We start from the raw sequence: 21073 nt of genomic DNA on the forward strand, positions 1-21073 counted from the left end.
CTTTTGGGGATTAGCCGAGCGACCGTGTATCGCTACTTATCATATCGGCCGGTGGAGGAAGACAAGGCCAAGTGACGGATTTTGTACGAAACTGCAAAACTACCCAACTATAGCCATTAGCATCCGATAAAAGCCTACTTATCAATATATTAGCTCTGTTCTTTTATTTATCTCCTTTACTTTAAAGAAAATTCAACATGGCTGATCAAATTCAACTTTCTCTGTTAAAGCAAGGACATAAAGTTTGGAATCAGTGGCGGGAGGATCATCCTGAAGTAAAGCCTGATTTAGTAGGCGCTAATCTCTCTCGTGCAGAACTCTATCACACGAACCTAGAAGAGGCAGATTTGCAAGACGCAGATTTGCAAGACGCAAATCTTTTCAAAGCTAACCTCTTCAGGGCTAATTTGAATAATGCAAAGCTGAATGGAGCTAAACTGGATTTAGCTTATCTCGACGAAATTACTGCCGTGAAAGCCCAATTTCGCAATGCTTCATTGAAAGATGCAACCCTTTATGGAGGTGATTTACGAGAATCCCTATTGTGGGGTACAAACCTTTACAACACTGTCTTATCTTTTGCTAAATTACAAGGCTCTACTCTTTGGGATGCTAATCTCACGGAAGCATCACTTAATGATACTGACTTAACGGGAGCTCATCTCCAATCAGCAAACTTTAATAAAGCTGATTTAAGCAATGCTAGATTAATTAAAGCCGGTATGGAACGCTGCACATTGGTAAAAACAAAGCTAGATGGTGCCGTTCTAGAAGACTGTAATGTGTACGGGATTTCGGCTTGGGATCTTGACCTAAGTAAACTCAAGCAGCAAAACTTGGTTATTAATTCTGATCCAGAAGCTCCGCTAATTGTAGACAATCTGGAAATGGCTCAGTTCATTTATCTTATTCTAAATAACAAAAAATTAAAAGACGTTATTGATACTATTACTTCAAAAGCCGTCCTGATCTTAGGTCGATTTACAGAGAAACGTAAAGCCGTGCTGGATGCCATACGGGAGGAACTGCGGAAACAAAATTTAACTCCAATTCTTTTTGATTTTAATAAACCAGCGAGTAAAGATTTAACTGGTACAGTAGAAACTTTAGCAAGGTTGTCCAAGTTTATTATTGCCGATGTAACCAACCCCATGAGCATTCAGCACGAATTGGCCTATATCACAAAGGAACTTACAACCACGCCTATCCTGCCTATTAAGTTAAAAGGGTCAAAGACTTATACAATGTTGAAAAATTTAAAAAGGTATCCGTGGTTTATGCCCATATACGAATACATCGACCAAGAATCCCTCATTGCCGAACTGTCAGAAGTGATCCGGCCTGCTAACGAGAAGGCGGACAGTTATCGACAGGAGTCCTAGTCAAGGTATGTTCTACCAAAAAACTTTTAGGAGCTATTTCACCACTAAGATATCCTTCCACCGCGTCGTATAGCACGGCGACAACCATTGCTGCTTCATCTGCCACGTTGGGCAGAATCCCTGCGCAGCCAGCCGTACTTTGTCGCGGCCGTGCCGGGTATTGAGCTTGTCCATTACCCCCGACAGTTTGACTAGCCGCTCATCTAGACTACCGCTGTACAATCCCGGCTGCCGGTGGTTCTCCGGCGTAAAGTCACTGAGGATTACACCCACTTTCTGAAACTCGTAGCCTTCCTGGTATATTGATTCCAGAGCAGCGCCGGCGTAGTGCAGCAGTTCCGACGTGCTGGCGGTCGGATGAGGTAGCTCGACCGTCCGACTGTTGTAATACTGCTTCTCCTTATCCTTGAAGCGGTTCGTGTGCAGGAAGACCGTCATCACGCCGGCGGTGGAGTGCTGCCGGCGGAGTTTCTCGGCCGCTCGGGCGACGTGCGTGGCCAGCGCTTCCTTGATCGTGGCCAGGTCCGGTACTAATCGGCCGAAACTCGGCGCGGTGCAGATCGACTTTTTCTTGGCCGGTTCCAGCTCCAGTTGCCGGCAGGGCGTACCCCGCAGTTCATACGCCAAGCGCAGCCCGTTGACTGTCATGTGCTTCTGAATCCAGACATCATGCACCTGACTCAGTTGCCAAGCTGTTTTGATACCGTTTCGTTTAAGTAGACCCGCGTAGCGGTGGCCAACACCCCAAAGCTCCTCAACCGCAAATTCTTCCAGTGCTGCTTGAATAGCCGACGGATCCGTTAACTCCAAAACCCCGTTGTGCATCAATTCACGTTTTGCGTACCAGTTGGCCACCTTGGCCAGTGTTTTGGTCGGCGCAATGCCGACGGATACCGGTATGCGCGTCCATTGCGCGACCGTCGACCGGATCTGTTGCGCCAGGGCGACCCGATCCGGATAGACGCGGTCATAGCCGGCTAGGTTTAGAAAGGCTTCATCAATGGAATAGATCTCAACCTCCTCGACGAACCGACCCAGAATCCCCATGACTCTTGCCGACATGTCGCCGTAGAGTGGGTAGGTCGAACTGAAGATTTTCACCTGATGAGCCTTTATCACATCTTCAATTTGAAAAAGCGGCTTTCCCATGGTTATTCCCAGCTCCTTAGCCTGGTTCGACCTGGCCACGACGCAGCCGTCATTATTGCTCAGCACAATCACCGGCTTTCCTTCGAGCGACGGATCAAACGAACGGTGGCAGCTTACGTAGAAGTTGTTGCAATCGACGAGGCCGACCATATGTCACATGGGCTTGAAGATGACGTTAGTGACGACGCCTAAGATTTTAAAATCATCCTGCTCCGGATGCACGTAAATCGGCAGGTACTTCGGGTTGGAAGAGTGCAGCACAACCATTTTGCCAGCGTACTTTATCCGCTTCACCGCATGATCGCCGTTCAACCAGACGACGACAATTTTACCATCTGCCGGCACTTTCGAGCTGTCGACCACCAGAATGTCTCCAGCATCGATGCGGTCCCCAATCATGCTGTCCGAAATGACCCGGACAAAATAGGTTGCTTCGGGCGTATCAATGCAGAGGTCGTTGAGGTCACAGACTTTTTCCAGCCAGTTTTCCGCCGGCGAGGGAAAGCCAGCTTGTACGTAACTGGAAAAGAATGGAATTTCTAATTTGGTGATTATTTCGGCCTTGATGATATCCTCGGCCGACAGGCGGTCTTCTGCTGCAATCATAGTCGCTCCCCTCTACAAGTCTAGTTTGCGGCTATATTATACTTTTGTGCGATACGGAGCAATTTTCGTAATTGACCGGCATTACCTAAGCAGGTCGGCCAAGTTAATGTCATTCAGGTACGGCTCTAAGGCTCTGTTGCTTTTGAAGGTGCGCAGCTTCTCGATTTGATTGTAGTCAGCGTCATAGTGTAGCTCGACAAAAAAGTCCCATAGCTGGTAAAGCACATAGCGTTTTCCGAGCCCATCCAGATTCTGCAGGTAAGTACCATGCTCCCAGAGCAAATTTGCCTGTTCGGCTATTGGTAGGATGTTGTATTCGTATAGGCCGAGCTTCATAGAGGCCGCTATTAGTAATACCGTAATATACCTAAACCAATGGTATGGAAACGGACAGGTAGAAGAAAAGGAATTGAAAAATAAAAGCCCTGAGAGGTTCTCTCAGGGCTGTGCGATGTAACAGTTAAAAAACGCTGGCTCTCTGGATTTATTGTGCCTCCTGAAAGCAATGAAGATAGTTTTTCAGTTTTTTCGCTACTCAGAAACGTTTCGACCACTAACCATATATGTTCAACCAAATGGAGAATTACCAACATCTTAATAGTGGCCTTCTTCTTCCAACGGGGCGATTTTACACGCTAAGCAACTATTTTTATAGTTGGAGCCAGTCGAGTACTGATATTCAGCGGGTTATCAAAAAGGGTGGCTTTTTTTCTGGCCTGAAAAGCCCCTTATTTGGCAAAAAATGCGGGTCCTATATCCAATCAAAAAGGAAATCCTTACTGATAGTCCTGCCTAAACCCTTGATAAACAGGTATTAACTAAAGTATTAGTTCACTAACGTGTAAATCTGTCCCGTTGGAAGAAGAAGGTCATAGTCAATTGCGTGAGCTTTATGAGGAGTTTTTGCCTTGTCTTTATCAGAAGGAAGAGTACCAGCAGGCAGAAAATGTATCTTGGCCATTTCTAATGTATGCGCATGAGGAATATTATCAGGTCCCCTGTAAAATGTTATTTGTGGGAAAAGAAACCCATACCTGGCGACCAGAACAGGATAAAGACGTCAAAACACCGACTTATTCTGAGGTAGTGGAGTATTATCAGACCTTTATTAAGCAGAGGCAGCCTGCTTCTCCGTTCTGGCGATTCATTAAGAGTGTTATACCTCCCCAAGCCAATGTAAAGTCCATTTTATGGACCAACTTATCCAAGCTTGATCAGGGTGGGAAAAGGCCCCAGGGTGACCTTTTCGATAACACCATGCAACTGTTTTTGAATCTGCTGGTCAAGGAGATAGCTATCGTAAAACCTGATATTGTGTTGATTATGACCACCGATCCACATTACCAGTGGCATTTAAATGAGCGGTTCAGGAGTCATTCTGCCACTTCTCAGGCTGGGCACCTGCCTCCGTTATCGGGTCCTGGTTTACCCTCAAACACGTTTCAGATCAGCCATCCCAATTCTTTACAACAGCGACGTCTGTTTGATCAAACAGTAAAGGAGGTTCACCAGGTCATCCAATCGATTTGTCAATAGATGTTACTCTAACAGGTGCAGCAACCGATTAGCAGCCTTCTCCTGGTCCCGCTCATTGAGCCCATAGAAATATACTATCCCATTGACGAGCCTGACACCATCCCACCGGCCCATACTGTCGCGGTAGATTACCGCATACCCGGCCAGATCACCGATCTCGGCCCTAATGTCAGCCAGCACGTTTTCAATGTCGTTAGTAACGGACCGGTTGCCTAAGTCCAGATCAACAATCGCAATGATGTTGTCGGTAACGGTATAGGTATAGTCAGCGCGGAACGGGCTTTTCTGGGTCATAGGAGGGAGTTGACGTCAATTATCGAAGATAAAGGCTTCGGCCGTGAGATCGAAAATCCTTAGCGTAATTCTTTCGGGGCCGCCCGGCGGTCCCGTTACTAAGAAAACCCCACATTTGCCCCTATTCGCTGACAAACATTATTATGAACGCAAACTTACCGAATCGCTCTTGCCTGTTTACGGTATATACGGTGATTTCCTTATTAGCGGCAACTTCGTTGTTTGCGAAAAGCCACTTGACTGGTTCAGCACCCGTTGAAGCACTTTCAAAAAAGACTACCGGAGATCAGAAAACAGCCCGCAATACTGCCCGCCAAAAGGTATATACCTACGAAGATAATCAAGGTGTTGCCTTCGTAAAAAAAGACTCTCCCCTAATCATCGAGCTGGTACACACAGGCCGTAAAGGTTATAGATGGGTAATCTATGAGGTTTACTCTAGTTATCTAAAAGTTAATGAATTAACGTCAATTGATAATAACGCTGTCAGTGAAGAGAGCAATGAGAGGAGTTATCCGATTGATAGGTTTACGTTTCAAGCCTCGAAGCTAGGTACAACCAGGTTAAGGTTGCATTATTCCCAGTCTGCGAATGGAAGCAATCCGGCGCTTAAATACGAGTTGGAGGTACGCATTTTAGACAGTCAAAAAGAAGTGAATAAGGCGCGAAAAAAATACCTTAAAGAAGGTAATCCTAACTAACCGGCACCAATAGGGTCTGTGTACGAACCTGCCGGATCCCGGCCCGGGGAACCGCGCGTTCGGCAAAACGCCCCATTTTGTCATCACTCGTGCTTCACTTTCCGCAGCAGCCGCCCGATCACCACGGCTGTTCTACCGTTTTCGAAAATAACCAGCATCGAACCGTTCCGGCCCCGAATGCATTTCCCATCTTCCCGGCGAACGGCGGAGCAGCGAGTACCCTTTAATTCCGGGTCGGTCAGCCGGTCTCCAATGTATCGGTACATATTTTTTCATATCCAGGGTGACCCATGAAGGCTGATGCGTCAAAAGGCTGAAAAAGTTAGACGATTATGCTCAGATTCGTCTACTCCGTTTATCTGCTCATCTTCACCAACCCGACTAAGTCGGATCGCGAATTCACCTACACAGAAGTATTTGCCGCCATACTGCTGATAGCATCAGCCTTTCTGCTGTTTTGTTTACTGCTGGCGTAACCCAATCTCCATTTCACGTACTGCCGACAATCGCATAGATTTTTCTATTTCAGGGTAGCCACCAGGTCCAGCACTTGATTCAATCGATCATCACTCAGCGAATAGACAAACTTTGTTCCTCTCATTTTTCGCTGCACCAAGCCTATATCCTGTAAGGCTTTTAAATGTTCATGGAAGTTAATGTTACTTTTTGCCGAGGGACTCAAAAGGTCTGCTCCGGTTAACCAGTCCTGTTTCTGTAGCTGTAGGAGGATGGCTAACCGGATCGGGTTTCCTAACTGACTTAGTATCTCCGCAACTTCTTCGGCTTCTTGCTTAGTCATGATAATTACAGAGTCTGCTTAAATTTCTGGTTACTTCCGATATTGGCTTGTGGTTACAAATGAAGGATAATGAATTTATTTTGCAAACGCTGCTTTACGCTTGCCTAAGAGAAGGATTATCAGGTGAAGTTGTGACGTGTCCCGCTTTATGCGTCAGAATGAACAACCCGTAACATATCATGTGGAAATTCACTACCTCTGTCCTAGCTCTGGTGTTTACCCATCCGCTTCCCGCCGACCGGGACTTTTCAGCCAGTGAGGCATTAGCCGCCATATTGTTAATGTTGACCTTTGTGCTACTGCTCTGCCTCGTCTTAAGTTAGATCTCACTCTATCACGTCAATGTTACTGATTACTTTAATGGGAGCGGTTTTCACGCTCATCGTTCTTGCTCCCTTAGCGGCCATCGCTGCTGACTGTATTAGAAGGTACAGGGCATAGCCGGTCAACTCTCATAGTAAAGAAAACCTGGGTATTTTGCGGAAAGGTACATAATTCGTCATTTGGGTAACCCACTGAATCATAGCTTTCAACTATTTTCATAGTTGCTTAGCTTGTAAATCTGCCCGCAGCGGCACGGTACGCCGTCGCGGGACCGTCCGTTGGAAAAATAACGCCTTTATTCAATCTCCCTCAAATACAGCGCCACCGTTCCGGACGTAAACCGTTTGCCATAGGTGGCCAGCTCCCGATCGGCCATCTTGTTGTCGTACGGAACTGGACGGGTGATATATTCGGGATCGACAAAGATCACATTTGCCCGCTCATTGATCTTTCCCTTCACCCGCTCACTATGCTTCAGCAGGTGCTCGTTCGCTGAGGCCGTCAGCGTCTGCTCCTCATCTTCAAAATACCGGTACGAGCAATACCAGTACCGATAGTAATGGTGGAAGTTGGAGAAGCAGAACTGGAACTTTTCCGGCTGATCCCGGACCAGGCGCAACAGCCGATCCGCTTCGTTTAGCTCCTTCTGTGCGTCTTTGTTGAGCGGATTCAGAAACGACTGCTCAAACAGCGCGTCCCGGTGTTCCCGCAGGTATTCCATCGCCCGATCCGGCGTTACGTTGCGGTCGAGGGTGTATTTATGTTTCACAAAGAACGAAAGGCTGATGGCCGGCCGCTCGAAGTTGACCAGCTTGAAGTTCTTGAAGGGCTTACCAGGCCGATTGTACTCCTTGAACATAGCCATGTGTTCTGCCGGCACGAAATAAAATTCGAGCTGGGAATCATTCGGTATGGCATTGACCTGGTGCGTCATCGGGACCAATGGTATAGACAATTTCTTGAGCAGTACCCGGAGTGCAGGCAGCGGAGCGTTGACGGATTCCATAGTGGCTTAGAGTAAATGATTCCCTATTATGCTAGAAGAAACCCATAGAGAAAACTCTTGAACTTATTTCCCTCAAAGGTAAATTTCTATTGGAGCAAGTTCAATTTTCCTTTTGACTTTTTCTTTTCTCGTATTTCCGGCCATTCTGTGAAACCCTTTTCACCCTAGATGACTATTAGTCAAATTATTTAAAACTTATAAAAGTCATTTTTATTGAGTGATTAGACTATTAGACTATTATAGGCTGTTTTACCTGTCCATAAATACCTGAATATTAGTGTTTTGTATGTGGATAACTCTATTTACCCTAACAAATGATAGTCCAAGCCTAACAAATGATAGTCCAAGCCTAACAGATAATAGTCGTAGCCTAACATTTAGTAGTCTTGAACCTAACACATAGTAGTCATATCCCTAACAGATGATAGTCCTGAGCCTAACATTTAGTAGTCGCAAACTTTTGACTACCAGAATTGTAGAGATTATGTCATTAAACCGCATTAAAGGATACTAATGAATGTTTAATCAGCATTTAACATATGACATATTTATAATTTAGTTCTTGCAAACAGAAGAATAAATCCATTTATCCCTAACAGATAATAGTCGTAATCCAGGGAAAGTATTGCTTCTTCATCCATACACTTATATATAACCTTTTGTAAAACAGATATTTATCTATAACAAGAGTAAATGGCTTGTTAGGGTAAGTTATCTTTTCTACATTGTAGCATCATAAAGTGTTAGGCATGAGCAAGAATCCTCTCCAATCTGTTGAACTCGCTAACAATCAGCTATCGCTGACTTTTGACAGCGTTACGGTGACCGATCCGGTTGAGGTTAACCCCGAGACAATTGTACTCCGGACCTCGAACAACAGGACCATGCTGATCCGGGAACCGCTAAAGTTGCTGGCCAGCACCACAGAATTCAGCTTCTTCGAGCGCCGGTTGTATTGGCTGGTACTGCGGGAAATCCGCAACATACAGGCAACTGACAAGCTCAAAATTAAACCCTACCAGGAGCTTAAGTTTCGTTTCCACTATACAGATGTTATTAAGGGACACGCCAACTCCTCTATAAAAAAGCTGGTTAGCCTGATCCAGCAACGTACCATTAATTGGGAAGATGAGAACGGCACGGGAAACAGCGTAACGGTGTTCCCCATGGCTAAGTATTGGTCAAAGAAGGGCGTAATTGAACTGACTATGTATCATGCCGTAATTCCGGTCTTTTTATATTTAGGAAGCGGTTATGCTCAATACGGGTACGAGGAAGCGCTACAGCTGAGCAGCGAGTACGCTCAACTCCTCTTTACCAGCCTGGCCCGTTTCCGGAATACTGGTATTTGGCGAATCGGCCTCAACGATTTGCGGAAGCTCATCGGTGCGCAGGAGAAATCGTATGCCAGCTATTCGGCGTTTCGTACCCGAGTGATTGATCTATCCCTCAAGCAGATCAACGAGTACACCAACCTCAACGTCACCTATGAGCCCGTTATGCAAGGTCGGGCAGTGGTAGGGATTGAATTCCACATCCAGAGCAAAACTCCGCTGCATGAACAGGAAAAAGCTGTTCAGAAAGCCGAGATTATGCAGCAGCTTGATGATTTATTACAGCAGGATATTACCGAAGTCCTTCCCCGTGCCTCCGAGATATTACGCCTATATTATCCATCTTTTACAGCCCAACAGAAGAAAGAGATACTGACCAGACCCGATTATCTAAAGGCTTTTATCAAAGCGGATCTTTATGTTCAGGCTGGTTATGCCGATAAAGACCCCCAGGCCTACGTGGCCCAAAGCGTATTTGATTACAAGAAAAAGAGTTCAGCGGTTGAGTCAGGTCCATTGTAAATGATAGCGAGTATGACGTAAAAACCATTTGTACGTCTTAACACCGTTGAATGATCATCTTATCTCCTTTACACACCTACCGTAATCCCTGATGAAAAAACACCTTTACTCGATCGCTGCTGCACTCGTCTGCTTACTTTCCCTAGTCAAATGCTCTCCCAAGGTCGACCTTGATCCGGACTACTCGCCTTTTGTCAAAGATGCCTATCTGACGCCAGCCGGCGACGGAGCCTACAGGCTGGCCGCTAGGCTGTACCTGGGTAAAAACCTGCTGGAGCCCCGAAACTACACCGCATCAACATTTTACTACGACCTCAGTACCAATGAAGACGAAGCCCGGTTCGATGTCCTGGAGCAATACCAGGATGGTAATGAGTCGCCGGAAAAGACGCTAAAAGTCCAGATAGAATATCCTTTCATGGGCGCGATCCGGACGAACTTCACTTCCCGGAAAGAGATGTATTTGGGCTTGGATGCCGATCAGCTGGCGGTCGTCTACCTGAAAGCCGACGACTGGAACTTCCCCCGGATAGCGGATGCGATCGTGGCCCGTACCACTGGCCCGCGCCGGCAGGAGATTGTTATTGATGATCCGGGCGGGAAGATAGCTGCCAGGGCACGTACCACCGTCAGTACCTATTTTAGAATTGTGGACAAGGCGACCGGCCAGCAAATTAAGCCCAACGTGGGCATTCACGTCTGGTACGTCCAGAGTCCGGACGAAGACGTAACAAACAGGCCGGCGCGTTGGGTGTGGGGCTGGGATCACCCGAATCCTAGTGTAGGCATGAAGCGGTTGTATAATGACCGAAGAACCGGCGAGACGCGGAAGCTGCTGGAGTTCAACAAGACGGTCAAGATCCTGTGGCGCTTCGTTGACGGCCAGGCTAAAGTAGGCGTCAATCCCTTCAATGAATTTTATACGACACACCAGATTGTACCCGGTAAACCATACAAGCATTTCAGGATTGAAGTAGACCGGCAAAAGGCTGGTTTATTGTAAGCAACTCTACAGCCCCGGCCGAATAGCCGGCGGCTGTTTTTCAATCTGATCCTCACGTATGCAGAGCTTTAATCATGTAGCCGGCGGGTTTGCGTTTGCGGGGATCTTCGCCAGCTTTGCCGATGTGAATATTTACGCCGGATTCGACTCCATGGCTGTGGTCTGGGTAGCAGCGGTCCTCCCCGACATCGATCATACCCGCTCCCTGATCGGCAAGACAGCTTATCCGCTCGCCAGCTGGCTGCAGCGAAATTACGGCCACCGGACCATCACGCACAGCGTATTCTTTTACGTGGCGCTCGTCCTGGTCGTGAAGCTCGTTGATAACCTGTTTGGTCTGCATTATACGTTGCCTGTCGCCCTGGCCTTGCTCAGTCACCTGATCTTTGATATGTGTACGAAGCAGGGCGTACCGGTGTTTTATCCGTTCTCGAAACGACCAGCGGTACTGCCGGCGAATCCCAAGCTGCGACTTTCCGCCAACGACTTTCGCAGCGAGGCTATCCTTTTCCTGTTATTCTGCTGCCTGAACCTGTTCAGTTATCCGCTGATGGCATCTGGCTTCTGGACCCGCTACAACAAGAGCTTTGCGACATGGGACCACCTGGAGCGGGAGCAGCACCGGAAGCCGGGCGACTACCGGGCGACTTTCCTGCACGAAACGGACACAGTAACCGCCCTGATCTACAGCCGCAGTGCAACGGAATTAGTCGTGTACCGAAACCGGCAATTTGAAAAATATCCCGCCGAATCTTGTAAATTGATAGAGTTTCAGGCGACCGGCCGCCGGCACGAGCTGAGGCCCGTAAACCTCTTCCAAGTGACGGCCGACAGCCTCAACAGCTACATGCGCCAGGCAGTAGTAAAAATCACTGCGCAAAGCGCCCGAGAGCTGTATTATTACGAAGGAACGATCATGAAGAAGGGCTTGGAATTGTCCAGTGATTACCCCAATGGCGCGAAGTTCTACCAACTGGCACTTGATAACTCCCTGACTGAGCACCAACTGAAACTGCTGATTGCCCAGCACAAAGAGGAGCAGCGGAAGTATGGGGCTAAGATGCTGGAGCTGGCCACCTTGCGCGACGCGCTGGCCACCGAAACTACCCGCCAACCCATCAACGATCACGACGAGGGAAAGCGACGCGAGAAGGTAAAAGAGCTGAGCCAAAAGATTGACAGCTTCGTGAAGCCCGATCCGGTGAATGACGAGGAGTTCAGAATACAGAAAGCGATGCTGGAGATAAAGCTGGAGGAGAACGCGCATATCAACGCTCAGTTACTGATCTGGCAAACGATTGACAACCGAAACTAGTCCGCAGTCGATATGACCCTCTAATGGTATCAGCTAGATTGACATAAAACCATCAACTTAACTTTATCTAAAAAATAGATGTAGCCAAATTTTATTTACATTTAATAATTGCAAAAGCTAAACTATTTAATTTTCATGGAGCTTCCTGAATATATTAAAACTTTTGTTACCATTGTTTTAACACTCATGACTGGTTTTTTTTCTTGGTATGGTATTGTACATGATTATAAGGATGAAAACAAGAAAGTAACAAAACAAGGTAAAATTGCAGTCTTAGGAATTATTTTATCTGGTGCTCTAAATATTTTAATTACTTACATAGATATAGAGAAAGAGTACCATAAAAGTAAACAAGAAAGAAGAATATCCGAACAGAATGATAGGTTACAAAGAAAACGACAAAATGAATTGTTAAAATCGATAGGAGAAACCTTAGCAAAGCAAGACTCGACAATTCAAAAAATGGATAAATCCATAATATTGACGAGTGAAGCCTTAAATCAACAAAGTGCAGCAACCTTGCTACTTAAATCTTCGGTTGAACGTCAACAGGAAAGTATAAAAAAGCAATCTGAGCTAATTAATATAGCCAATAGAATAAAAAGAGGGCCTTTACCTAAAAATTTACATGCTACACTTGAATTCTATGTATTACCGTTTGAAAAACACAACATTCCTTTAACTTTAAAAAAAATGAGTTTCAAAAAAGATTCATCAATCACAGTTAGTAAAGAAGTTTACAATATAATACTTGAAAATAGTATAGATTTTCGCGAATTTAGGCATAGAACACATGAAATATTTGTAAATATAATTGATGAAAAGTCATATCAGACAGAAGATTGGATGCTAAAAAAGCTTGCGTTTAAAACAAAAAAGTTTACTTTAGATTCAATATACTGGGAACCTTTAGATTATAATTTGATTTCCGGAAAGCTTCGAATACGCGTAGAAAATATACAATTATTAAATATACAGCCTTCTTATCAAATAAGAGATATAACAGATTTAGAGAACTCAATAATAGACTTTTACGAATTTCATAGAGGTTACATTCGACCAAAGGAAATATCACTTCATTTGGAAGGGTTCTTAGATAAAACTATTGCAATTGCTGATGCTATCTTTATGAATGATAAGGACGAAGCTAGACTAAAATTACAATAAGCTGTTAAAGGTTAAGCTAGACTATCGTATATAATTTAAGAGGATGCTGCCACCGCTAGCGGAGTGATCAACCGTAACATGAAAACTGAAGCCCCAGACTTTCACACGAGAGAAGAACAGGAAGCCTTGTTAAAGGCAACCAATAACCCCAAGCACCGCGTTCTGATTCTGCTCATGCTGGATGCCGGCTGCCGGGTCACCGAGGCCCGTACCCGCAAATGGGAAGACTGCGACTTTCGGACCAGAACCGTTAAGGTCGACAGCCTGAAGAAGCGCCAGACCAGCAAGAAGAAGCCCCGCATCATTCCGATGTCGGAGCGGTTGTACGATGCTTTCTCTGACCTGCTGAAAGACGGAGCCGAGCCGAAAGGATTTGTTTTCCCCGGTAGCGATGGTGGCCACCTGTCACGCTCGGCCGCGTACATGATGCTGAAGCGTTTAGCCGATGCCAACCCACAGGTAGGTGACACGAAACCACACAAGCTCCGCCATACCTTTGCGACGAACCTCAGGGCACACGGTACTGACCTGACCGACATCCGCGACCTGCTTGGCCACGAGCGGGCCGACACGTCGCTGATCTACGCTCATGCCGACCCCAGCCGGCTACGGGCGCAGATCGACGCAGCGGCTCCGAGACAATCCTTGTTCCAGAAGCTGAGAAAGCGGCTGTTCCCGGAACGACGCAGCATCATCAATTTATTGACGCCCTCGACTGATTTTATATTTGGCCGTGATAAGGAGATGAAGCAGATCCAGCAGCTTGTTAGCCGGAACATATCGGTACTCATTACCGGCCCGATTGGTAGCGGCAAAACGCACCTGCTGCAGTCGCTAGATTTTGAACAGCGTACCCTGCTCATCGACGATTGCAAGGATTTCAAGAAAGCCATTTCTAACGCCATTCTGCATATATGCGGAGACAAGGACGCTGCTGCAGCGATGCTGTTCCAGACGTCGGATCTGAAAGTGGTTGAAACAAAGCTGTCGACCGCCAGTCTGCCGAACCTGGTACAGACGCTGATCGACGTTACCAAAGACCGGGAGTACCTGCTGAAGATTGGCAACATCGATGAGATTACCCCCACGGTGGTCAGAGCATTAGAGAAACTGAAGGAGCATTTTACCATCATCACGACCGCCCGGAGCGTGAAAATCACTAATGCATCGTTTGCCTGGTCATTTGAAAAGATTGAGCTGCAACCGCTTGCCCGGCCTGACTCGCTCCGGATGATTTACCGACTAATTGGTGATCTGGAGGTACGGGAGTTGGATGCGGTAATGACGAAGATCTACGAGACGTCGGACGGAAATCCGCGTAAGATCCGCGAACTGTGTGACCGGCTGCGAAAAGAGGCATTCATCAACCTCGACACGGTAACGGAGGTAGCGGATGGGTACCTCGGCCGGCAGAGTGAGGAGTTCGACTTCAGCATTGTGCTGCTGGTGGTGTTGGGCGGGTTTGTCTTGCTGCGGTACTACGGCCGGGAGACGGGCGAGAAGGATTTACAGTTTCTGGGAGCCTGTATTATGCTGATATTAATGTTTGCGCGGTATTTCTTCCGGGCAACGAAACGGCGATCTTTATGAGCATAATATGCCGTACCACCTGGATGCCCCGCTATTAATTATAAGCAGGACCTTCAGATGAAAGCCCTGCTTATAATTAAACAATTTATAAAACGCCTTTGACTTCCCACCCCTTACGGTAACTACGACGCAGGTACTTATCAGCGGCAGGATAGTTGGAAAACTTCATCTGAGCAGAATTCCATTTCAATAATTGGCCCGGTACTCGTATTGCCACAGTACCCAACAAAACGGCCTCTGTCATCGGACCCGACTGAGCAAAATGAGATTCTGTTTTTTCCCCACCCAGGCAAGCATCAACAAAATGATGGTAATGGTTTCGCTCGTTTAAAACAGGGTTATTGTATGCTTTCACGTTACCCGTCGGAATGATTACGGGCATTTTTTGATGGGGAACAAGCAACGCACCCTCTGTCCCGATCAGCATGGCGGATTCGGCCGGGTATTCTCCACCGGTATATAAATCCCTGATTGGCTGTGGCGGATAAAATTCCCCGTCGAACCACTCTACCGGTAAGGTATCAGACTCGGTTAGTTCGTTTCCCGGAAATATCCAGCTTATATGGTTGCCTTGTGGCCAGGTATCGGCCCGTCGTTCGGTAGACTCCTCCCATGATTTTTGTACTTCTGCCTGTACTGACAGCGGAGCCTGCAGGCCCAGACCTTTCCAGACTGCGTCAAAAATATGACAGCCAATATCCCCAGACCAACCCGTACCAAAGTCTTGCCAAGTACGCCAGATAGACGGGTGGTATATGTCTGGTGCATAAGGTCTGACAGGGGCCGTGCCAATCCAGTTATCCCAGTGTAAATGCGCCGGAGCCTCCTGACCTTGTGCCGGACGGGGCCCCACCAGCCGATACTTTGCCACTGCTCCGGGCCGGTTCGAACATAAATAAGCATGCTTTACTTTACCGATAATACCCTGTTTGATCCATTGTACGGCGGTTCTGTCGCCCAGGGAAGAGGCTACCTGAGTTCCTAATTGCGTAATTACACCGGCTTTCACGGCCGCTTTGGTAAGTTCCCGCACTTCAGCTACATCATGGCACATTGGTTTTTGACAGTATACATGCTTTTTAAGCCGGATCGCCTGATACGCAATGGGAAAGTGATTGTGATCTGGCACGGTTACATTTACCGAATCAATGGCATTCGCTTCCATACGGAACATTTCCCGCCAGTCGGTATATGTCCGGGCGCCTGGTACTAGCTCAGCTGCTCGTTTCAGGTTATTCTCGTCAACATCGCAGAGGGCCACAATTTCTACATCTGGATGCTTTTTAAACTGGTTTAGATCTCCCCAGCCCATACCGCCTACCCCAATACAAGCATGTCTGAGTTTGGAGATACGGCCAGAAGCCTGTGCAGATTCACGTAATAAGAGCGGAGCAGCCATTGCGACTGTGGCTGCCTTCACCAGAAATTCACGGCGAGAGTCCTGACTAGGTTTATTTTCCATTAGATTTAAGGGTTAGGTAAGTAGATAACATGCATTATAATATAAAGCGAAAACGCTAAGGTTTATCCTTATATAGCTCTACTTGTGAAGTTGCCCACGCGATAAGCGGATTTCGTGTGAAGCTATTACCCCGCCTTCGGCCGGGCAGGTTATGCGGTAGCGCCGTACCTCCTATCGTCGGCACCGCGCTTTCGTGCATATTTATTATCGGGGCCGCGCCAGCGGTTATTAATATGTCTTGCGGCCCCTCCAGAGGATGTTCATTAGTAGTGTCGGCAGGCAAAGGTGGCCAGGAAATGGCAGACGCACCCTACCTCTTCTCCTCCCCACGAGTCTACCCGCAATCGTCACGGCGCGACTGCATTTCCTGGCCACCTTTTGCCCTGCCGGGAAGCGGATTTTCGTGCGTAGTTATTACCCCGCCTTCGGCCGGCTAGCTGAAGCGGTAGCGCAGAGCCTCCTATCGTCGGCACAGCGCTGACGTACGTAGTTATTCTTTTACCGCCTACGGCCGTATAAGCGGTCGCGCAGGCCGGCTGACGCACAACCTACCCTAGCCCAGCGCGGATACGTGCGAAGAAGGGTTAAGCGGATTCCGTATTCATACCAGGTCAGTCGTCGGGCACCCCCTTCTCGCTCTGCGTCCCACACCTAACGCACAACCTCAGCTCATCCTCTCCACGCGGGGGTGCCCTCCTCCTGCCCAGCTTCGCGATTGCAGCCTCCTTTTCCATCGGCCACCACGGCCCCCTGCAGTCCGCTAGTCGGTCGCCCCGCTTTCGTTCGTCGTTCCTCCTCACTACAGCGGTTCTCCCTCCACGGCGGCCATGCGGGGCCTGTCGAATCAACGAATAGGTCGGGGGTGGGGTGGCACATCGGCCGCTCCCAATCCGGCCGGGGCCGTTGCCGAGGTTGCCGGCAGCAGGTGGCCAGCGTCGCCCGCGCCGGCTACACCAGCAGCAGCCGCACCCGCTTGCCTTGGCGTCTGGCTTCCTTCAGCTCGTTAGCCGTGCCCAGGCTGCGCCCGTCCCACAGCGCCACCACCGTATCAGCAGCACTTATCAATTCTTTGCCCCGGATCGGTCCGGCTGCGCGGCCGTGGCGTTGCCAGTCGGGCAGGTGTCCTACCTGCCGGTTTCCGGTCTCCTGCGCCCAGGCTTGCGCGTGCAGCTTCGCGGCACCCTCTGCGCCGTGGTGCAGCTCGGTGGTTCCCAGATCCGCCAGGGCAGTTTTAATCATTTCGTAGTGCTCCAGGCTGTTCAGGTGTCGGCTGGCCAGTAATGCGGTTTTCATGCTTTTCAGTAGGGCATCCCCCGCCCCGTTTCTTTCACCCAATTTACAAATAATTATTTGTATTTAGCTTATAATTATTTGCTTTTACGTTGTAAATACAAATAATTATTTGTATTTTAGATATGTAGTTCAGCGGGGAGCTACAGCGTTCTTTGACATAAAACCAGAATCGGTTACATAAATCCAGCTGTCGCGGGTGGTAATCGGTGGTTCCGCAGTTCATTCATTTTTCCACCTTTTTACAGATTTAATAAACATGAAACATTCATCATTTTTTCTGTCATGCCCCGGCTCCCACATCGCCTATGAGTGGCTACCCAATGGAGTTATTATGGAAGCTCGCGCATCCAGAGTTAGCAATTCGTTTGGCATCGAGGTAACGCCACACACCAAACCCTGCCCTGGCTGGGTGGTTTGCACCAAAGCAGAGTACGAGGACATTCGTAGCCGGGCACTGGCTTTTCTGGGGTTAGTTGATGAAAACGCCCGGTTTCTGGCGCAGATCGAAGCCTATGAAGCCGAGCAGGCCACTATGTCAGTGTTCGTTTAACCCACCCGCCCCCGGCAGTCTGGCCGGGGGCTTACCCTTCACTCCCATGCGTTTCAAAGAAACCATCCATTTGCATGATGTCGCTATCGACGTTACCGGCGAGTACGAGCCGGCCGAGCGCGGCAGCTACGATTACCCCGGCAGCCCTGCTGAAGTATATGTTACCCGCTATGAGATCGGCGGGGTAGATGTATCAAACCTCATTGATGCCGCTGATTGGTACGAGGAAATTGATAGAGAGATCCTGAAGGCTATGGAGGAGCCGGCACTATGAAAACCCGCACCCGCAAAATCGGCTATCAGGCCCGGCAAAACTGGCGGCAACGGCAAACCCAGTTTAGCCCGTCGCTACAGCTCGCAGGCAATTGGTTCCAGCAGGCCGGTTTTGAGATCGGCCAGGCTGTCAGCATCGAGGTTCAGGCAGGGCAAATCATCATCCGGCCTGCCGCATAAGTCTCCACAGGCCCGGCGGTTGCCGGGCCTCTTTCTCACCCCAAAATTCATACTACCATGTACAAGCACATTGACACCGATACCGGCGACATCACTTTTACGATCAAGTACCTGCAAGGCAGACCGAAGCAGTACCGCTTTAATGGCCAGACCGGCCGGTTTAACATCAACGGCACCACCGACGTAGGTACAACCCTGACCATTCAGCCGCTTGCCTGGCGGATCTTCGACGAGAACCTGTTCGCCCGAGGCCGGAATGAGACCTGGGCCGAGCTGTTTTTCGTAGACGATAAAGGAGCGCTGTCGGCGATCATGTTCAACAACAGCAGCGTCAACGAGCTGTTTAACCTCATTGAGCCGCTTTTCTACGACGACCTGCAACTGTCTGATGTCGTCCTGACGATCACCAGCGAGAAGAAGAAAAACGAGAAGGTACAACCGGCCGGCACCTGGTTTCTGGCCCGGTTCACGTACAAGCCGGCCGACCCGGCGACCGTTGCCGAGCTACGGGAATTTGTCACCAGCATACCCGTTTACCGACAGGACACGCTGACCAGCACCGCCGTGTACCACGTCGTTGCTGATTCGTTTGCCGTCGGCCTGGCCCTGCCGGCACCTGCCGTTGCCGGGGAACTCCCTGCCGCCGAATAACCCATGTCTCACCCGCCCGGACCGCTCCCAGGTCCGGGCCTTTCTTCTGATTTTCATGAAAGCCATTCTGATTGATGTTACGGCGCAGACCGTAACCGACATTGACATACAGCCCGGCCTTTCGGCCATGTATACCGCTATCGGTTGCCAGTGTGTAGACAGGCGGGTACTTGATAACCGTAACGACCTCTGGTTTGACGACGAGGGTCTTTTACACGAACCGCAGGCCCCTAAATTCCGCTTTGGCAACTACCCGCATCCGTTTGCCGGTAACGCGCTGATCTGCGGCTACAACAACGAGGGCGAAACCATCAGCACGACTCTGACGGCCGACCAGATTCGGCCGTACATCCGCTTCCTGGGAGATCTGCACATCGAACCCCAAGGCCCTGTAATCATCAGTTTTTAACCCACCACCGGCCCGACGCTCCCGCGTCGGGCCTTTACTCCTACCTATATGGATTACCGTTCTATACCCCGTATCTCGAACTCTGACCTGACCGAGTTCAAAAACGTTGTTTTCGGCTACCAAGCCCCGAAACCTGTAGCGGCCTTTGCCTTTGGCCGCGCCCTGCACGAGCTGATTTTAGAACCGCACCAGCTCCACGACCTGCCGGCCGATGTAGATTTTTCGTTGCTTCAAATGCTGGCCACCACAGCCCGAAAAGACCGCTTCCTGAGTTGGGCGCTGCGGTTCAGCCGAAAGGAGTCAGTTCAAATCTGGGAGGACCCGGCGACAGGTTTACCGCTGAAGTCAAAACTGGATGTTGTTCATAAGAACCGGCTGATTGTCGACATCAAATCCACGTCCTGTAAATCGTTTGCCGACTTTCAGAAATCCTGTGAACGCTACGACTATGACCGCCAGGCGGCTTTTTACCTGGACTCGATAGGCGCAAAGAAATTTGTATTTGTGGCCGTTCAGAAGGTTATGCCGCATAACGTCTGGGTGATCGAGCATCACACCCAGGGTCAGTTTGCAGAGAATGGCCGTAAGAAGTACCGGGCCCTGCTCCGCGAATGGAAGCGCCGGGCTGAGCTGGGTAGCTCGTTCATACCTTTAGCCTGGACGGTTGAGCCCGAACCCGTACTCAGCAGCCCCTGTTTAGTTAGCGACAATTCTGCTACCTTTGCGCTTCAAGTTTATTAAATCTGTAATCAGCAAAGCCCGACCTGCACAGGTCGGGCTTTCTTGTTTTTGCTGCTCCGAGATACGCTTTTATCAGGCAACCACCCCGCTGACAATCTCCAGGACGCGCCAGATTGACCGTATGTCCTCCCGTTTTACGGGTACGTAGCCCGCATCCGCCGAATCCGTGTATAACGTCAGGTACCCCCGCGTCAGCAGGTCGTTTTCCTTCACCCGACGAACCACCAGCGTCGACCGGTACAGCACCCCGACTACCACGGAATTTAAGTAATCCCATTCCGTCTCCGGTACCGGTCTGGCACGTAACAGCATACCTGCCGTCAGGCAGGGCGCCATGGTATTGTCTGCCAGGCGAATGATTACCGAATCGATATAGTGGCTCTGCGAATCCGCAGTTACCGGCAGATCATGAACACCCGGTTCCTCCTGGTTCTCTCCGGACGAGTAGAACGGTAGCCTGATTACGCGACCGACACTGTTAAGCGGCCCAGCTGCCATCTCCGCGCTAGACTTAAAGAGTATTGGTAGCTGGCCTTTAACTAAGTAATTAGTGTTTATGTTGGGGTAAGTTTCGCAAAGCTGCACAACGGTGGCGAAGCTGGGTTTTCCTTTCCCGTTTAACAGGTTATAAAATTTGGTATTAGACTCCCCGGTTTTCTGGGCGGCCTCATTAGCGTTAATGTGAAGTGCGTCAAACAGCTTACGAAAACGCTCGGTAAACTCCTCGTTCTGATCCATACTAATAATTATATGTTTTTAGCAAATATATATTTGTTTTTGGCTAGA

General features: G+C 48.8%; 25 protein-coding genes. 15 read left to right on the forward strand and 10 right to left on the reverse strand.

Features of this window, described 5'->3' with window-relative positions; translation table 11 throughout:
- Positions 1 to 197 precede the first annotated feature (197 nt).
- Positions 198 to 1382, forward strand: a complete 1185-nt coding sequence (locus ABD949_RS18945; protein ID WP_345245871.1) for a pentapeptide repeat-containing protein — start codon at positions 198 to 200, stop codon at positions 1380 to 1382.
- Between the two features lie 33 nt (positions 1383 to 1415).
- On the opposite strand, the gene ABD949_RS18950 is transcribed toward ABD949_RS18945, so the two are convergent.
- The 3 genes from ABD949_RS18950 to ABD949_RS18960 all read right to left on the reverse strand — a co-directional run bounded on the left by ABD949_RS18950 (position 1416) and on the right by ABD949_RS18960 (position 3473).
- The gene (locus tag ABD949_RS18950) at positions 1416 to 2681 is read right to left on the reverse strand and encodes a Y-family DNA polymerase (protein WP_345245873.1); all 1266 of its coding nucleotides are present in this window, start codon (positions 2679 to 2681) and stop codon (positions 1416 to 1418) included.
- Positions 2682 to 2684: 3 nt separating this feature from the next.
- A complete protein-coding gene (locus ABD949_RS18955; protein WP_345245875.1) occupies positions 2685 to 3137 on the reverse strand; it encodes a LexA family protein in 453 nt (150 codons plus the stop codon).
- An 81-nt stretch (positions 3138 to 3218) separates the two neighbouring features.
- The gene (locus ABD949_RS18960; RefSeq protein WP_345245877.1) at positions 3219 to 3473 is read right to left on the reverse strand and encodes a hypothetical protein; all 255 of its coding nucleotides are present in this window, start codon (positions 3471 to 3473) and stop codon (positions 3219 to 3221) included.
- A gap of 519 nt (positions 3474 to 3992) precedes the next feature.
- Here ABD949_RS18960 and ABD949_RS18965 point away from each other — a divergent pair.
- Positions 3993 to 4673 carry a hypothetical protein gene (locus ABD949_RS18965; protein ID WP_345245879.1) on the forward strand — a complete coding sequence of 227 codons (681 nt, stop codon included), beginning with the start codon at positions 3993 to 3995 and terminating at the stop codon, positions 4671 to 4673.
- Between the two features lie 3 nt (positions 4674 to 4676).
- Here ABD949_RS18965 and ABD949_RS18970 read toward each other — a convergent pair whose 3' ends face one another.
- Positions 4677 to 4967, reverse strand: a complete 291-nt coding sequence (locus tag ABD949_RS18970) for a hypothetical protein (RefSeq protein ID WP_345245881.1) — start codon at positions 4965 to 4967, stop codon at positions 4677 to 4679.
- Between the two features lie 143 nt (positions 4968 to 5110).
- On the opposite strand from ABD949_RS18970, the gene ABD949_RS18975 reads away from it, so the two are divergent.
- Entirely contained in the window at positions 5111 to 5668 is a 558-nt protein-coding gene (locus tag ABD949_RS18975; protein WP_345245883.1) for a hypothetical protein, read from the forward strand.
- Between the two features lie 83 nt (positions 5669 to 5751).
- Here ABD949_RS18975 and ABD949_RS18980 read toward each other — a convergent pair whose 3' ends face one another.
- Positions 5752 to 5934 (reverse strand): hypothetical protein, encoded by a 183-nt coding sequence (locus tag ABD949_RS18980; RefSeq protein ID WP_345245885.1) that lies wholly within the window; start codon positions 5932 to 5934, stop codon positions 5752 to 5754.
- A 66-nt stretch (positions 5935 to 6000) separates the two neighbouring features.
- On the opposite strand from ABD949_RS18980, the gene ABD949_RS18985 reads away from it, so the two are divergent.
- Positions 6001 to 6144 (forward strand): hypothetical protein, encoded by a 144-nt coding sequence (locus tag ABD949_RS18985; protein WP_345245887.1) that lies wholly within the window; start codon positions 6001 to 6003, stop codon positions 6142 to 6144.
- Between the two features lie 44 nt (positions 6145 to 6188).
- Here ABD949_RS18985 and ABD949_RS18990 read toward each other — a convergent pair whose 3' ends face one another.
- Both ABD949_RS18990 and ABD949_RS18995 read right to left on the reverse strand, forming a co-directional pair.
- On the reverse strand, positions 6189 to 6467 hold the full coding sequence (locus ABD949_RS18990; RefSeq protein ID WP_345245889.1) for an ArsR/SmtB family transcription factor: 279 nt from the start codon (positions 6465 to 6467) through the stop codon (positions 6189 to 6191).
- Between the two features lie 619 nt (positions 6468 to 7086).
- Positions 7087 to 7797: a hypothetical protein gene (locus tag ABD949_RS18995; RefSeq protein WP_345245891.1), complete on the reverse strand. Its 711-nt coding sequence runs from the start codon at positions 7795 to 7797 to the stop codon at positions 7087 to 7089.
- Between the two features lie 749 nt (positions 7798 to 8546).
- On the opposite strand from ABD949_RS18995, the gene ABD949_RS19000 reads away from it, so the two are divergent.
- The 5 genes from ABD949_RS19000 (at position 8547) to ABD949_RS19020 (ending at position 14728) form a co-directional block, all read left to right on the forward strand.
- Complete coding sequence (locus tag ABD949_RS19000) at positions 8547 to 9653, forward strand: replication initiation protein (RefSeq protein WP_345245893.1); 1107 nt, start codon at positions 8547 to 8549, stop codon at positions 9651 to 9653.
- A gap of 91 nt (positions 9654 to 9744) precedes the next feature.
- The gene (locus ABD949_RS19005; protein WP_345245895.1) at positions 9745 to 10656 is read left to right on the forward strand and encodes a hypothetical protein; all 912 of its coding nucleotides are present in this window, start codon (positions 9745 to 9747) and stop codon (positions 10654 to 10656) included.
- A gap of 58 nt (positions 10657 to 10714) precedes the next feature.
- A complete protein-coding gene (locus ABD949_RS19010; RefSeq protein WP_345245897.1) occupies positions 10715 to 11971 on the forward strand; it encodes a metal-dependent hydrolase in 1257 nt (418 codons plus the stop codon).
- Between the two features lie 135 nt (positions 11972 to 12106).
- Entirely contained in the window at positions 12107 to 13138 is a 1032-nt protein-coding gene (locus ABD949_RS19015) for a hypothetical protein (protein WP_345245899.1), read from the forward strand.
- A gap of 78 nt (positions 13139 to 13216) precedes the next feature.
- Complete coding sequence (locus tag ABD949_RS19020) at positions 13217 to 14728, forward strand: tyrosine-type recombinase/integrase (RefSeq protein WP_345245901.1); 1512 nt, start codon at positions 13217 to 13219, stop codon at positions 14726 to 14728.
- Between the two features lie 85 nt (positions 14729 to 14813).
- Here the strand turns inward: ABD949_RS19020 and ABD949_RS19025 are convergent, their stop codons facing one another.
- Positions 14814 to 16190 (reverse strand): Gfo/Idh/MocA family protein, encoded by a 1377-nt coding sequence (locus ABD949_RS19025; RefSeq protein ID WP_345245903.1) that lies wholly within the window; start codon positions 16188 to 16190, stop codon positions 14814 to 14816.
- A 948-nt stretch (positions 16191 to 17138) separates the two neighbouring features.
- Positions 17139 to 17483, reverse strand: coding sequence for a hypothetical protein (locus tag ABD949_RS19030; protein ID WP_345245905.1), 345 nt, complete (start codon positions 17481 to 17483; stop codon positions 17139 to 17141).
- A 256-nt stretch (positions 17484 to 17739) separates the two neighbouring features.
- On the opposite strand from ABD949_RS19030, the gene ABD949_RS19035 reads away from it, so the two are divergent.
- Genes ABD949_RS19035 through ABD949_RS19060 form a run of 6 tightly spaced genes read left to right on the forward strand, consistent with a single transcriptional unit; the run spans position 17740 to position 20287 of the window.
- Positions 17740 to 18033, forward strand: a complete 294-nt coding sequence (locus ABD949_RS19035; protein ID WP_345245907.1) for a hypothetical protein — start codon at positions 17740 to 17742, stop codon at positions 18031 to 18033.
- 46 nt (positions 18034 to 18079) lie between these two features.
- Positions 18080 to 18307 carry a hypothetical protein gene (locus tag ABD949_RS19040; protein WP_345245909.1) on the forward strand — a complete coding sequence of 76 codons (228 nt, stop codon included), beginning with the start codon at positions 18080 to 18082 and terminating at the stop codon, positions 18305 to 18307.
- Complete coding sequence (locus ABD949_RS19045) at positions 18304 to 18486, forward strand: SymE family type I addiction module toxin (protein WP_345245911.1); 183 nt, start codon at positions 18304 to 18306, stop codon at positions 18484 to 18486. Before ABD949_RS19040 ends, ABD949_RS19045 begins: the two co-directional genes overlap by 4 nt.
- 57 nt (positions 18487 to 18543) lie before the next feature.
- Positions 18544 to 19137: a hypothetical protein gene (locus tag ABD949_RS19050; RefSeq protein WP_345245913.1), complete on the forward strand. Its 594-nt coding sequence runs from the start codon at positions 18544 to 18546 to the stop codon at positions 19135 to 19137.
- 55 nt (positions 19138 to 19192) lie between these two features.
- Positions 19193 to 19546, forward strand: a complete 354-nt coding sequence (locus tag ABD949_RS19055) for a DUF3846 domain-containing protein (RefSeq protein WP_345245915.1) — start codon at positions 19193 to 19195, stop codon at positions 19544 to 19546.
- 48 nt (positions 19547 to 19594) lie between these two features.
- The gene (locus ABD949_RS19060; RefSeq protein WP_345245917.1) at positions 19595 to 20287 is read left to right on the forward strand and encodes a PD-(D/E)XK nuclease-like domain-containing protein; all 693 of its coding nucleotides are present in this window, start codon (positions 19595 to 19597) and stop codon (positions 20285 to 20287) included.
- A gap of 72 nt (positions 20288 to 20359) precedes the next feature.
- On the opposite strand, the gene ABD949_RS19065 is transcribed toward ABD949_RS19060, so the two are convergent.
- Positions 20360 to 21025, reverse strand: a complete 666-nt coding sequence (locus ABD949_RS19065; protein WP_345245919.1) for a helix-turn-helix domain-containing protein — start codon at positions 21023 to 21025, stop codon at positions 20360 to 20362.
- Positions 21026 to 21073 lie beyond the last annotated feature (48 nt).

This window comes from Nibrella saemangeumensis, from assembly GCF_039541915.1.
In the GTDB taxonomy this organism is placed as follows: domain Bacteria; phylum Bacteroidota; class Bacteroidia; order Cytophagales; family Spirosomataceae; genus Nibrella; species Nibrella saemangeumensis.